Source organism: Pseudomonas sp. FP1742 (assembly GCF_030687145.1).
Taxonomy (GTDB): domain Bacteria; phylum Pseudomonadota; class Gammaproteobacteria; order Pseudomonadales; family Pseudomonadaceae; genus Aquipseudomonas; species Aquipseudomonas frederiksbergensis_D.
Map to the genome: position 1 here is coordinate 4,060,480 of NZ_CP117460.1, position 14,074 is coordinate 4,074,553.

A 14,074-nucleotide genomic window follows, 5' to 3' on the forward strand; every position below is an offset into this window, starting at 1 on the left:
ATTTGCTGGAACACTGACGCTGCTCTGGCCTTCGCGGTGGAGTCACTACTTGATATCGAAACGAGAAAGTAGAGCGAACCATGCACGTACTGATGACACCAATGCGCGTACGGGGTATTGCTTTAGATGCTAAGGAGAGGCGCCGCTATCCCTCCTAAAAGAGTCACGTAAAAACCTGAGTACAAGGATAAGGAAATCAGCTATTGTCCTTTGGCGAATAAAAAATGAGGAGCAAGGATGAAGATTTCACTGATCGATAACGGACTGGACTCTTTAAAAAAGGGTTATAAATATCTAGAAAGTTATGAGCGGCTTTTGGGCGCGGGCGCGACAGATCCCGAACGTTTTTCTGCCCTCAAAGATTCTACATTGTCGATACAGCATGGAATAGAAATTTTATTCAAATATTCCTTAAGGCAGCGCAATGAGCTTTTGCTATTTAATGATATAACAAAACTAAAAACTGCATTTCGCAACAGAAGAGAAGGCCTTATCAATGAGTTATATGAAGAGGATGGCGCTCACACCATATCCTTCAAAGAAACTATCGAACGCCTAATCGATATCTGCGGACTTCCTATTAATGAACGCTTTAAAAAGAAACTCCTCAAAGTGGAGAGCTGGAGGAACGGCATAACACATAGCGCCGTACTTCTAAACGAAATGGAGGTATCGAATGTTCTGGGAGGATTACTAGTTGATCTTGATAATTTTTTTGGTCCGGTTATCGGGGGCGAGTATCTTCAGGGGCAAGGGCGAGTTGAATTGGATCGTGCGTATCGCTTAACAAAAGCAGTGCATGGCGAACTAGAAAATAAGGTTAAGGCGCAAACGGTAGAGCGATTAATTAATGCACTACAAGCAAATAAGCTTCGAAACATCACAGCCCCAGGGGTTTTTTTAATCAACAATCCAAAGGTAGCCTGCTCTATATTGCAAGAAATACAAGATACTGAACATGGCTACGGGTGTGATTTTATAAATGGTCACTGTTCCGGAAAGGCGTCAATTAAGGACTTAGGGACTGATGGAAGGTTAACCATCTTTACTGAGGATAACGACACTTACTATCAGTTCCCACTTGGAAGCATGCTTATATACATACCTGAGATAAACAATAGCTTGTCCCCTCTTATCTTTCTGTATGCGACAGGCTCAAAGCCTATAGGGACGTCGCCATACATACGTGATAACGGTAATTATAAGGTACAGCACGGTGTGATGTACGATGATTCCAGATCAGTGGATTGGAGCAAAGAAACCCGCCTGCAATATTACGACGACTACAATTCTGATGAACCTATATTGATGTCTCACAAAGAAATACTACATTTCCTAACAGCTGGCCCGGTTTGCTTTCTAAATGTAGGAAAGCTCGATTACGGATCGGCGCATCGACTCCTTGATGATAATAATTTTGCAGATGCGAGCCGGTTGTATGCTGAGTTTCAGCGCTACGTGGAGAGTCAAGAATAACGAGTGGACTTTTTTTGCCAAGGATAGAAATCAAAAGTCAGGAGGCGAAGTGTTAAAGCCTATAATTAAAGAAGCAAGCGTAAACGATAGTGAGCGAATTCTAACAAAGGTCGCTACCACAACGTTTTTTAGCCTGTGGAGTTACCCCAGCCTTTTTCGAGACGTAGATGGAGGCAAGGAGGTCGCTGACCTGACAGTGTATTTTAACAATACTCTCATACTATTCTCAGACAAGGGAGAGGTCCGATTTCAAACGGATAGACCTACGGATATTGCTTGGAAAAGGTGGTATCGGAGTGCGGTAAAAGACTCCGCCAAGCAACTCCATGGTGCTGAATCCTTTATTAGGAAGTATCCAGATAGGATCTATCTTAATCAGAAATGCAAAGATCCTTTCCCCTTTGACATCTCCAATCCAGATTTAAAGATTCACTTAGTCTGTGTAACACGAGGTATTGGTACAGCTGCGAAGGAGTATTTTGACTCTCTTGCTCCGGGAAGTGCAGGGACGCTAATCTCTCATTTTCCGTTGAATGAATACCAAATTCTGGAACATCCATTTACTGTCAATGACATTGATCCTTCGAAAACGTTTGTGCATGTGCTAGACGAAACCGGAATAAATCTGTTGCTAACGGAACTTTCAACCCCCACCGATTTCATTAATTATTTGGCGGAGAAAGAGAAAGCTGTACGAAAGCTAAAATTGGTTATTGCAGGAGGGGAAGAAGATATCCTCGCCTACTATCTTCTGGAACCCCAATCAGAGGGTTATGGTTCGATTCCGAACCCCGGAGCACAGTTTTCAACCCCCTTCATGATTCACGAGACGCTATGGTCGCAGTTTAGAGATACGATTGCATATGCGCTTCATTTCGCTCAAAACAAGCAAGGTAGGGGTTGGGCGGGAATACTAGAGCGCTTCTCGGATTGTATTATTAACGCGACTGTTGGAGAGGCAGCGGATCGTCCACTAATAGAGCATTCTAAAGTTTTAGAATTTTTAGCTTCCGAGAATATGTACTCAAGGGCATTTTTATCAAAATCCTTATTTGATAAGTTTGGATTGGTTCCTGAGCTTGTAAGATCTGCAAGGATTGTAGAGTCCCTATGCTATCCGAATCGAATGTATGTATTCGTATTCTTCCCATGGGATGACGAGTATGCCGACTATCAAGACTATCGTGAGGAGCGGCTCTCCTGCATGCAGCTTTATGCGCTAGTTACACAATATAAATACCCAAAAGTCAAAGAGTTGATAGTTTTTGGTGCTGACACGAAGGGTTCCAGTGCTGCCTCGGAGACAATAATAGCATTTGACGCATCTATACCGTTGACTTCAGAAGAAAGAGCGCAGGCTCAAAGTGTAATGCGAACCTTTGATGTATTGCATGGGACTACTGAGACGAAAACTAAACATCCTTGTCATGCGGGTATTAAACGGAATGATCCGTGCCCTTGCGGATCCGGAAAAAAATACAAAAAATGCTGCTGTTAAATGCTTTCATACCCAAGGTATCTAAAGGCATTTCTAGAGAGTGATTGGTGTTAGTTTTTCTCGCAGTGCTAACGATGTTTCGACGTTGGCGTTGAACTCCATTGCATTCCCGGGGACTGGAGTTTGACCGTGAGTGTGGAGTGCTAGCTGAGTGTTCATTTCTTGCAAGAGATCCAGTATCTCGCAGGTTACTTGGAAAAGATTGACCTCATCGGAACCAATCCAGTTTTTTGGTGCCTGCATCCGCTGACTGATACCAGCCATGCTTTGTCGTAACCCTTGAATCTTCTCCTGCATGTCGCCACCCACCGTGGCGTTGTACTTCTGCCCCACCACCAGGTTCAGATCTCTCCCGGTGGCCTGATGCAGATCATCCACGGCCGCCAGACTCGCAGATCCGCCCGATAGCAACTTGAGCGCGCCCAGCGCCTCAATCGTTTTCACACCACCCACCGTCTCGGTCGAATGATCGTCCACCGTCCTGGTGTGGCTCTGGTACTGCTCACGGTTCTCCAGAGCCTCAACCTCGCGCTCGATCGCCTTGTCCTGGATCTTGCCATCGGTCTGGCGCAACCAGTTGCCATCGCCGTCGACGCGCTGCTGGACAGCTTCGCTGTGCTGCCACACCTGATCGCCCTTCGGCACTTTGGGCATGCTTAGGCCGTGGGGCAGGATCGTCTGGATGAGCGTCTAGCGCTTTACTACTCTCAAGTACAGTACGACACCAGGAGGGAGCGCGCGTGCGCCAATGTCTAGCGGGTTATATAATTCAGTGTTTTCGTCTGGAACTCCCCCTTCCGGCAAGCCCCTCCATCCTCAATATCAGTTTATGGTTGGCAACGCGCGCATAAAATGCTGCCACTCTTTGTGTCTGGCTCTTAATGATCAATCAAAGGAACTGGAAAGCATATGGGAAACGTATCATCTGAGCGGCTAGAGCCTGGCGCCATCTACACAAGGAAAGATCTCAGACAGCTTTTCGACGTCAATGACGCCACCCTCAACAACGGTATTTTTCGGCCCAAAGGATACGATTCGGTTTGGCTATTTGTGACAGAGAGGAAGACATCCGACCGGACTCAGTACGTTGATGCCCTTACGGACGACACTCTGGGCATGGAGGGGCAGCTTAAGGGACGAACAGACCACCTAATTCTTGAGCACAGGAAACGTGGGCTCGAGCTACTGGTCTTCCATCGCCGGGAGAAATACGAGTATTCCGATGCGGGTTTCCGATACGAGGGAGCATTCGTTTATGAAAGCCATTCGGGCTCGGGGCCCACCTCCTTCGTTTTAAGGCGCGAACGCACCAAAGGCAACGACCTCGATCCGAAGGAGATTGAGCGGAAGTTGGATGCCCAAGACGCGTTCAACCCTACCGACATCAGGGACGCACGAGAGCGATCTCTTGCCTCAATCGTTTTGCGACGCGGCCAGGCTCGATTTAGGAAGCTGCTGCTACATGCCTACCAGGGACGTTGCGCCATCACGGGATGCGAACTCGAACCGATACTTGAGGCCGCGCACATCCATCCCTACCAAGGTGATCAGACGGACGTGGTCTCCAACGGCCTGCTATTACGAGCTGACATTCATACTCTGTTCGATCTGGGGTTGTTCTGGATCGAACCAACGAATTTGTCGATTCGAATCTCTGATCGACTGAAATGTAGCGAGTACGCTTCGCTGGAGGGAAAACTTCTGACCCGTCCGGAAAGAGAGTCAGACCACCCCAGTCAGGCTGCTCTGGAATTCAGGCTCAAGTCTAAATAAACGTGACGATTGGGTAGACAAAACCAATACGGCGACCAAGCTGCGGTAAGTACCTGTCGCGATAAATGTCGCTGCTATGCTTGGGTTTCTCCTAAGGAGTCGAAGCATGTCAGGTGATTATTCGCTGCCTGATGTATTGGAAAGGATCTATGGTAACCAGTTAGCTCTGGAGGCGGCCATTATGGAATTGACACTGTTGGTTGAGGAGCAAGAGCGCAGGAAGTGGGCGGAAATATCCGTGGCGCATTGGAGACATTCGGTGAAAACGCCGGCCATATCAAACAAGGCCTGGCTCGACTAAGGAAACTGAACATCGGTTAACGGATTGCGCACCAAAAGCTCATCGACGGCCATAACGAGGCGAATTCAAACGATGATTCAAGTAGCCATAATTATCAGGATCGCGGGTACCAGACACCCAAGCGTCACAGGCATATTAGGGGTCTCTCAATATGCCCAATTGACCTAGTGATTTCGACAGGATCTCACATCTTGCCTATTCTTCCGGAGCCTCTCGCACCAATCTCCATCCTACGTCTGTGATGCTGTCAAATGGACTTGCTGGGCTGGTGCTACAATGCTTTTGGCCATGCACCGAAGTCGACTCTATAGGTCCCACTTTGTCCAGCAAGAAAATGTCATCTACCAAGGGGCACTTAAGCAAAACAATTCGTGCCTAACAGTAAGCCATTACGAGGGCTGACATATGAAGCTCCGGGCAGGAATCACCGGTGAAGGTCTTAGTCTATGTTTCGGCGAATCAGAGTATCTGCGACTTGAACCATCCCCAGACGCCAATCAAGTCTCGCCGAGAGGCAACTATGTCTACGCGCACTATGACGAGAAAGGCACGCCATTCTATATCGGAAAGGGGAAGGCGAGACGGGCATGGGACAAGTCGCGCCATCAGCTCTGGCATCGATATGTAGAGCGTCACTTAAAAAATAAATACACGATCCGCATACTCGCAGACAACCTCTCTCCTGAGCAGGCCGAGAATCTCGAAGATGAATGGATTGCCCAAGAGTCAGATACCTTGGTCAATTGGATCAATTTTGGACGAAAGACTGACTTCGATGCACTGAATAAGTACCACGCACTTCGCAATGCAAACCGCGAACTCATTGTGGCAACTCGCTCACTGGAAAAGTCGGACCCAGAACTCGCCATCTCGCGCTACTACAAAGTCATTGCCGACACCGAGGCATACGCTTCACTGAAACTTGAACACGGGTTGATCGGCCTCCTGCTGGATGAGGAACAGAAGGAGTTCGGCTACTCGGGTGAACTGCAAGCCCTTGATCGTCTCACACTCTGCCTCACGCGCCTTGGACGCGCCCTTGAAGCTCGGTCTGCGGCAGAGGAGTACTTTGCAACATATCGGGCCGATCAGACGCTTCGCCTTGCCGAGTTGATCAAGAAGCGTGTTGCCAAAGCAACCCGATCATAGCGATCACTATACTGGCTGCGGTGCTGATGAGTGATCACCTAAGCCAATTTTTGACGACTCAGCCAGCGTGATGTCCAACATTTCGGGGTCAGTTCATTAAGCGTTCGCAGTTGCCCTTAACATCAGGATCGCCATGCGCCAACGTAAGTCCTAACCGCCTGCCCATGACCCGAATCATGGTCCTGAAGTTGGGGTCCCACGGCATTCGCGTGAACAGCGTCAACCCGGTGGTGACGCTGCCCCACATGGCCGAAAAGTTTGGAGTGACGCCGACAAGGCCGCCACCATGCTCGCGCGAATTCCCTTGGGGCGATCCGTGCAGCCGAGCGAAATAATCTCGACCATTGTCTTTTTGCTCAGCAAGGACGCCGCGATGGTGGACGGCATCACGCTCATCGTCGACGGTGGTTTCGGCGCCGGATGAGTGCTAATGGTCTTACTTGTTCGCCGGTTCCTGCGGTGGTGCTGGGGGGAGCCACACTTCAATGATTGGTTTGTCGGGTGCACCAGCTAGCTCTCGCCGCTGCCAGGGACCGTTTTCGCCCCAACCGGCAGGTACGCCGCCGCCGGTGGTGGCCTTTCCCTTCGCAACAAGCTCTTCGGCGCATTCTCTGCTTTTGTCGGTGTACTGAATGACAGTAGGTTGAGCATACCCCCTGGGGATTTTTCGACCCTGACGGCGAGCAGTATCAACCACGTCTTCGATGGAGGAAACGTTGGCACCCAACTCTGTTGCCCATGCATTACGATAAAGTTCTGCCGCGTCGCGCAAGTCCGGGCCATAAATCTGGATGTAAACGGTGTAGCCCGCACATAGCTTCGCCCCACCAGGAGCCTGCGCTTTGCTTTTATTCTGAGTCTCGTCGGGGGCCGGTGCCATGCAGTTGTCAGGAACCTGAGCACCTGGGGCATACTGGCGGACCCAATATCGCGGCGCGCAATCCTGGCGCGGGGCCGGGGTCAGGCAGCTAGGCGCATCTTTGCTGGTCAGGATGCCGCAGAAAGGTGCCCTTTTATCAGAGTCTTGCAGACACTGATTTTTTGTCGTTTCCACCACAGTTTTCAAGTACCGATTCTGGCTGAAGTCATCAAAGCCGACTTTTTTACAACGTTGCTCAGCCACCCTTAGAATTGCAGCGGCCACTGCGTCCCACTGGGAAAACGCCAGCGGTGTTTTCGCCAGCGGTGTGCTCTCGGTGGCATCTAGGGCAGGCACTGAAGGGGGACTCTTGAGAGCATCTACGGCAACCGCCAGCGGAGTGTTCTTGGTGGCATCCATATACCGCCCATTGATCTCATTGGATTCTTCACTGCTGATCCCCTTGTTTGCGGTAGTGCGCTGCACCTGCGTATCGAAGGCCTGCCAGGCGGCGACGCCCGCCGACGCCACGGCTCCGAAGCTGAGCGTGGCGCTCACCGCCCCGGTTGAGACTAGCCGGGACACGCGCCGACCGCCGTTGAATTTCAGCTGTTTTTCGCCATTAACGGCGGTCACGATCACCGCCCCATCGTCGTCGGTAAAGTTGCTGAAGTATTTGGATAGCTCGCCTGCCGGAGGTATCGAGACGCCCTGTCCCAACCGGCAGCCCAACTGGAAATAGCTTTCCCACTGGGCCTCGCTGAAAAACTGGTCGGTGGTGGATTCCTGCGGGAACAAAGGGTTACTGGCCTTGAAGTTCTGCAGGTCAACCGGTACACCGTTGCACAGGTTGGGTTTCACGAGTATCAGAAAGCCTTCGTGACCGGTGGCGCGGTAATGCACCTTGGCCAGCGCCAGGCAGGCGTCGCTGTCGTTGGCAGCGAGGTCGGCCAGTGCGCCATAGGCATCGGCGCTAATGGGTGAATTCGGACGCTGGAAGACGATGTCTACGTCCAGATCGATGCGCGCCTTGCGCACAAGGTTTTCCAAGTCTTCGAAGCGGTAGGCAGGATCTGCGCCACAGTCAGCGAGCACGATCAGTTCGCATTCCTCGCGCAGCAGCGCATAGGCACCGGTATTGTCGAAATGGCCGCCATCGGTGAGGAACCAGTGGCGCCGGGCGCGGCCGGCGAAACGCCCGGTCAACTCGGCAAACAACAGGGAGTACTTGCCCCATACAGCGTCGCGAGACTGGGCGCTGTCCCACCAATACCCCAGACGGATGCCAGCCATGGTCAAAAGTGCCGCAAGACCCGAGCGCGTACTGGCGCCGAGGCCAGGCGCGAAAGCGGCGCCGGAGATCGCCATCCAGTCGCCCAGGCCCATTGCCTGTTCGGGTGTCATGTGCTCCCAACCGCCGCGAGCAACGCGCAGCAACCCGCCGGGGCCGACCGTCATGGACTCGCCTTTGCGGTCACTGTTGAAAATACCGCCTCGCGGATCCTGGGTCTGGTTGATGCAGACATTGAGCAGCTGTACCGCCCCGCCGCTGCGATACGGCGCATAGTTCGTCAGCGCAATATCGTCCTCCGCCACCGGCACCGCTACCGCCAAGTCGTCGGGATTGGGTGCGCGCCGTTGCATTGGTCCTATGTTGCCGAGGGTCATCCTCTCGCGAGTGCTGGCGCCCAGGTAAGCCCGCATCAATCGCGCACGGTAGAACGGCTGCAATGAGGAGCGATTGAGAAAATCCAGATTGCCCAGTGACGTCAGCACCAGCAACAACACCGGCAGCGCCAGACTCATCAAGGCGAACCCGCCGTACTGGTAAAAGGCAATCTGGGCGCCGTCACGGAACAACGCCGCGGTGACCAGGCCCTGCACGACGCTGACCCAGAACACCAGCAAGGCGGCGAGCAGGCCTATGCCGGCAATACTGAACAGTCCCAATAGCGCACTTCGGGCCACCGGGGGGAGGCTTTTCGGCATGTTGGCGATCATCGGCAGCGCCACGCGCAACGCAATGCCCACGATGACGAGGGCTGGCCCCAGATTGTCCGTGTTGCGATTGCGCGCCAAGTGCCAGGCCAGTTGGTCCACCCAACCAAGCAGCACGGTCGCCAAGGCGAGGATGAGGATGCAGCCGAGCCAGCGGGTCAATTGGTTACGCGCGATATCAGCCTGATAATCGCGACGCCCGCGCATGACCGCCGACAGACAGGCCCCGCCAAACCACGCGCTCATGAACAGCACCCCCAGTATCAGCCAACCAGGGGGTATCGGCGCCCAGCGTCCAGTAGTCTGGCCCACCGCACTGAACTGACTCCAGGTCGCGTAGCCCACACAGCCGAGCCCGCTCAGCGCCGTCAGCGCGATGCAGGCTACGCGCGTGGTCGAGGGGCCCTTGGCGCGAGAGGGTAATAGCAAATAGGCGTAGCTCAGCATGCCCGCCACCAGTACCAGCAGCGGTAACAACAGGAAAAGGGTGGGCAGTGTTGCCGCCATTGGCAGCATGGACCACAAGACCGAGGTGCCGGTGGGCGGCGGGGCGCTGCCTGCCTGCCCACTGGCCCAAGCCCAGACGAACAGGTCGATGGCAGCCAAGGCGCAGCCCAACAGCAGTCCCATGAGGCCAAGCTCCAGGTGCACGCCTAACAGGTTGCGGCCAAAGTTGGCGAAGGCAAACAACGTATCTTTCGCGCCATTGGGCGTCAGGTACCGGCCGTTGGCTCTCAGCCAATTGAGCCACCAGGAGGCTTCCATTCGCGCCAGCTCTGGCTCCAGCGCCTGGGCACTACCCGCCTCGTGCAACAGTTTGCCCAGGCTGGATCCGGCATAGCCCCCACCGGACACGGTGGACATCAGGTCGAATTGGCGAAACTGCCCCTTTTGCGCCAGCGCCTTGATCAGCCCGAGGCAGAAGGTGGCACTGCGAATGCCACCACCGGACAACGCCAAGCCCCAGTAACGCCGTTGTCCCGGCAGCGCGGGGGTGTACGCGGCCCGCCGTTGTTGCACCATTGCGTCTAAATCCGCGCCCGACTGAGCCATAGCGTATTCCTGCCTACCGCATGGCAATGCCATGCGCTGGGGGGTCAAGAGAATCGCGGGAAGGCAATACGGCAAGCTTAGCGTTCGGTGGTGCGCAACTGCCGTGTCTCCGCAAACAAGGGAACGGCGGCGCGCAGCTGGGTACCGGCAGCAACCATTTCGTGCACTATAGAACAGTAAATCGCGGCGTCCAGTCAGCGGTATGATGGAGCATGACTTCGTTGATCTCACGCAAGTGACAGCCCAGCCGGATCGCAGGAAAGTGGGTTGGCCGGACGCTTACAAAGGGGATGCAAAAAAAGGGAGGTATGACTCACCCACTTAGGTGGCAAATCAGTTCAAGCACAAAATGATAAAGTGCCTCAACTGTTATCTCCTCCCCTGTCTTGTGCTTCCTGTATGCCACACACATATCGTGACCAGTGATCCATTAACATTTGACGCTTCCCGAACAGATCTCCACGACGATAAGCAGCCTCAACCGCATTCTCTACTGTGTGTGCAAGCGCCTGTTCGCAAACCTCTCGAGGATAGTGGGTGACCTCACTCGCCCAGTCCCGAAAAGTTGAGCGAAATCCATGAGCCGTGAGATCGTTGCGCTTCATTCGACGTAACACCATCAACATCGCCATATTACTCAGCGGCCTCCCTTTTCGAGCACCAGGAAATAGATGGTTGTTCCCTTCTACGCGAGGAAGACCGATCAGTAGATCCAATACAGCTTTCGACAGCGGAACCCGGTGCTCTTTCCCTGCTTTCATTCGCGACGCTGGAATGGTCCATATCCCTGCAACGAGATCAATCTCCGCCCACGTAGATAAGAGTACTTCGCTGGTTCGGCAGGCAGTCAGGATAGTGAAGCACAGGGCTTTAGAACTCAGATCTTCTGCTTGCTCAAGAGTCGCCACGAACTCGGGGAGCTCGGTCCATGGGATTGCTGCGTGATGTTTTACAGCACGCACTTTTTGGCGAGGAGGCAAAAGCTTGTCCAAGTGTCCTCGCCATCGAGCGGGGTTTTCGCCTGCGCGTAGGTCTCGAGCCTTTGCTGCGTCGAGGACAAGTTCGATACGGTTTCGCAAACGGCTAGCGGTTTCGGGCTTTTCTGTCCAAATTGGCTTGAGGATTTTCAGCACATGTTCAATGCCTATCTCCTGCGTGGGAAGATCGCCTATGACTTTGAACGCATAAGTAGTCAGCGTGTTCTTCCACTGTTGGGCGTGCTTGGCATTTTTCCAGCCCGCCTTATGGGCAGCGATGTAATCAAGAGCGACCTCCTTAAAGGTTATTGGTTTGGTCGGGGTTTCGCCCTCCGATAGAAACGTGGCTTCTTTCTCCAGCCTTTTCCGCTCCAACGCCTCATCTCGACTCGCAATTGGATCGACTCCAGATCTACTCAACCTTCTAGCATCAGATGCTTTTTCCCGAGCTACCGCGAGACTTGTCTCTGGATGCTTTCCCAAGCCCATGTATCGGCTCTTTCCTGATAGTTTGTAGCGGAAAAGCCAACTTGCGCCACCGGTAGGGCCAACTCTCAGATACAACCCATCTCCGTCATTGGTCATGCCAGGCAAGCCAGTCCTGACTATTTTCTCCACCGCCTTTGTCGTAAGTGATGCCATACGTCACCTCATCTTTTTAAGGACGATGACCTAATCTAAATCAGCTCCAGCCCACACTCCAGCCCACACCTTGGACGATGGCTTTCGGTAATATCCATTGGAACACAAAAGACAAAAAACCATATATCTACATGTTTAATAAGGATTTTTTAGTAAGCAGCCAGACGGCAATAGAACTCAAAATACGTCAAAATAGCGGACATCGCCTCCGCCATCTTTATACGACAAAGCCCTGATTTTTCAGGGCTTTGTCGTTTCTGGGGCACGCGACTTCTGTTGCACCATTTCTGTATCGTTTCCGCATCTTTTCGGTCATTTCCGCAACCCTACCTCTCCGCCCCCTCCTCCCGCCCAAATCAAATAGCTCGATCAAAACGTGAAGGATGCGTTTGATGTTGTGCGATAGGCAGCTTTCGGCCCAGAGTGTGTCAAAACCCTTGTTAGCCGTTTCCACTCCGGAATGTTTTGCCCTACTCAGCCTAGGTCAGGTCAGACATCAGTTGCTCAGTATAAAACTCCAGAGATCAGCAGGCACGCCGACAAACTGGGCTAGAGGCTAGAAATCTGGGGGCTGGATGATTGCAGGCAACGTTTCATATCTTTGTCCGGTTTGTGGATACGCGGGGCTTGAAGAGCCTCCATACGACGACGTTGGTTGCTCTTCGTTTGGCATGTGCCCGTCCTGCGGCACGCAGTTTGGCTATGATGACGCGACGTCTGCTCATGCTGATTTGCGCAGGTTATGGATCTCTAAAGGAATGCTTTGGTGGAGCAAAGCTCAAGCGTCGCCGAGTGGTTGGGACCCGGTAAGGCAACTACAGGCGGTCGAAAAACGCATCAATGTCTGAACATAACGCCGCCGTTAGTCCTGCTATGATTTCTGAGGATTTCATCGCAGGGATCGCCCATGAAGCGCTTCATCCAAGGTGAACATCGAGGGCAAAGCACCTTACTTCCCGAAAGCCTCGACGACTATGTCAACGATTCCAATCCGGTGCGCATAGTCGACGTCTTCGTCGATGAACTCGACCTGGTCAATCTGGGTTTTGACGGTGCTATTCCTGCTGGCACAGGCCGGCCTGCTTACCACCCTTCGATCCTGCTGAAGATCTACATCTACGGCTATCTCAACCGCATTCAGTCGAGCCGACGGCTGGAGCGAGAAGCTCAACGCAACGTTGAACTGATGTGGTTGATCGGGCGTTTGATGCCGGACTTCAAGACCATCGCCAACTTCCGAAAAGACAACAGCAAGGCCATCCGAGGCGTCTGTCGCCAGTTCGTTGTGCTGTGTCAGCGGTTGGGATTGTTCGGAGAAAATCTGGTGGCCATCGACGGCAGCAAATTCAAGGCAGTCAACAACCGTGACCGCAATTTCACCAGCGCCAAACTAAAGCGGCGGATGGAAGAAATTGAATCGAGCATCAACCGTTACCTGACGGTACTCGATGCTGCCGATCAGCAAGAACCCACAGCTTCCGAGCCCAGTGTCGTGCGGCTGGAAGAGAAAATCGCCAAGCTGAAGGCGCAAATGAAGGAGCTTCAAGCGATTGAAATTCAGCTCAACGAGTCGCCGGATAAACAGGTCTCACTGACCGATCCAGACGCTCGCTCCATGATGACGCGCGGCACCGGAATCGTCGGCTACAACGTGCAGACAGCGGTCGATACGCAGCACCATCTGATCGTTGCGCACGAGGTGACCAACGTCGGTTCCGACCGCGATCAACTCAGCTCGATGGCCAAGCAAGCCCGCGAGGCGATGGCGTCAGAAACGCTGTCGGTAGTGGCTGATCGAGGTTACTTCAAAAGTGAACAAATCCTGGCTTGTCACGATGCAAATATCACCGCCTATGTGCCCAAGCCGATGACCTCAGCAGCCAAAGCCGATGGGCGTTTCAACAATGATGTCTTCATCTACGACGCTTCAAAAAATGAATACATTTGTCCGGCTGGAGAGGTATTGATTTGGCGTTTTTCCAGCGTTGAAAAAGGCCTGAAGTTTCACCGTTACTGGAGTTCGAATTGCCAAGGCTGCGCCATGAAGCCGCAGTGCACACCGAGCACGCAACGACGAATTCGCCGCTGGGAACATGAAGCCGTATTGGAGGCAATGCAGCTTCGGCTGAGCAAAGCCCCGGAGATGATGCGAGTCCGAAAACGGACGGTTGAGCATCCCTTCGGGACGCTCAAACAGTGGATGGGTGCAACGCACTTCCTGACGCGGAAGCTGGCCGGGGTGAGTGCGGAGATGAGCTTGAATGTGCTCGCCTACAACCTGAAACGGGTCATGAAAATCATCGGTGCCAACGGTTTAATGAAGGCGTTGCTGGCCTAAAAAAGGCTGA

Annotated in this window: 8 protein-coding genes and 2 pseudogenes; 7 read left to right on the forward strand and 3 right to left on the reverse strand. The window is 53.0% G+C overall.

The genetic code is table 11. The features are described 5' to 3' along the window. Positions 1 to 237 precede the first annotated feature (237 nt). Both PSH64_RS17970 and PSH64_RS17975 read left to right on the forward strand, forming a co-directional pair. A complete protein-coding gene (locus PSH64_RS17970; protein ID WP_305478045.1) occupies positions 238 to 1,476 on the forward strand; it encodes a hypothetical protein in 1,239 nt (412 codons plus the stop codon). Then, a complete protein-coding gene (locus PSH64_RS17975; protein WP_305478046.1) occupies positions 1,439 to 2,974 on the forward strand; it encodes an SEC-C domain-containing protein in 1,536 nt (511 codons plus the stop codon). The genes PSH64_RS17970 and PSH64_RS17975 overlap by 38 nt, the downstream gene beginning before the upstream one ends. A 33-nt stretch (positions 2,975 to 3,007) precedes the next feature. Here the strand turns inward: PSH64_RS17975 and PSH64_RS17980 are convergent. Next, a pseudogene (locus PSH64_RS17980) lies at positions 3,008 to 3,658 on the reverse strand (hypothetical protein); the annotation flags it as partial. 225 nt (positions 3,659 to 3,883) lie between these two features. On the opposite strand from PSH64_RS17980, the gene PSH64_RS17985 reads away from it, so the two are divergent. The 4 genes and pseudogenes from PSH64_RS17985 to PSH64_RS18000 all read left to right on the forward strand — a co-directional run bounded on the left by PSH64_RS17985 (position 3,884) and on the right by PSH64_RS18000 (position 6,621). Then, positions 3,884 to 4,747, forward strand: coding sequence for an HNH endonuclease (locus PSH64_RS17985; RefSeq protein WP_305478047.1), 864 nt, complete (start codon positions 3,884 to 3,886; stop codon positions 4,745 to 4,747). 106 nt (positions 4,748 to 4,853) lie between these two features. Next, positions 4,854 to 5,068, forward strand: a pseudogene (locus tag PSH64_RS17990) (hypothetical protein). A gap of 385 nt (positions 5,069 to 5,453) precedes the next feature. Next, positions 5,454 to 6,197 (forward strand): hypothetical protein, encoded by a 744-nt coding sequence (locus PSH64_RS17995; protein WP_305478049.1) that lies wholly within the window; start codon positions 5,454 to 5,456, stop codon positions 6,195 to 6,197. Between the two features lie 286 nt (positions 6,198 to 6,483). Continuing rightward, positions 6,484 to 6,621, forward strand: a complete 138-nt coding sequence (locus PSH64_RS18000; protein WP_305478050.1) for an SDR family oxidoreductase — start codon at positions 6,484 to 6,486, stop codon at positions 6,619 to 6,621. 12 nt (positions 6,622 to 6,633) lie between these two features. Here PSH64_RS18000 and PSH64_RS18005 read toward each other — a convergent pair whose 3' ends face one another. Next, a complete protein-coding gene (locus PSH64_RS18005; protein WP_305478051.1) occupies positions 6,634 to 10,107 on the reverse strand; it encodes a patatin-like phospholipase family protein in 3,474 nt (1,157 codons plus the stop codon). 362 nt (positions 10,108 to 10,469) lie between these two features. Then, positions 10,470 to 11,726: a site-specific integrase gene (locus PSH64_RS18010; protein ID WP_305478052.1), complete on the reverse strand. Its 1,257-nt coding sequence runs from the start codon at positions 11,724 to 11,726 to the stop codon at positions 10,470 to 10,472. 907 nt (positions 11,727 to 12,633) lie between these two features. Between PSH64_RS18010 and PSH64_RS18015 the strand changes: the two genes are divergently transcribed. Then, positions 12,634 to 14,064, forward strand: a complete 1,431-nt coding sequence (locus PSH64_RS18015; RefSeq protein WP_305478053.1) for an IS1182 family transposase — start codon at positions 12,634 to 12,636, stop codon at positions 14,062 to 14,064. Positions 14,065 to 14,074: the final 10 nt, after the last annotated feature.

Bases quoted from the DNA above. Each gene is read 5' to 3' on its own strand.
- PSH64_RS17970 (WP_305478045.1), top strand. From the start codon at position 238: ATGAAGATTTCACTGATCGATAACGGACTGGACTCTTTAAAAAAGGGT.
- PSH64_RS17975 (WP_305478046.1), top strand. From the start codon at position 1,439: ATGCTGAGTTTCAGCGCTACGTGGAGAGTCAAGAATAACGAGTGGACT.
- PSH64_RS17985 (WP_305478047.1), top strand. From the start codon at position 3,884: ATGGGAAACGTATCATCTGAGCGGCTAGAGCCTGGCGCCATCTACACA.
- PSH64_RS17995 (WP_305478049.1), top strand. From the start codon at position 5,454: ATGAAGCTCCGGGCAGGAATCACCGGTGAAGGTCTTAGTCTATGTTTC.
- PSH64_RS18000 (WP_305478050.1), top strand. From the start codon at position 6,484: ATGCTCGCGCGAATTCCCTTGGGGCGATCCGTGCAGCCGAGCGAAATA.
- PSH64_RS18005 (WP_305478051.1), bottom strand. From the start codon at position 10,107: ATGGCTCAGTCGGGCGCGGATTTAGACGCAATGGTGCAACAACGGCGG.
- PSH64_RS18010 (WP_305478052.1), bottom strand. From the start codon at position 11,726: ATGGCATCACTTACGACAAAGGCGGTGGAGAAAATAGTCAGGACTGGC.
- PSH64_RS18015 (WP_305478053.1), top strand. From the start codon at position 12,634: ATGAAGCGCTTCATCCAAGGTGAACATCGAGGGCAAAGCACCTTACTT.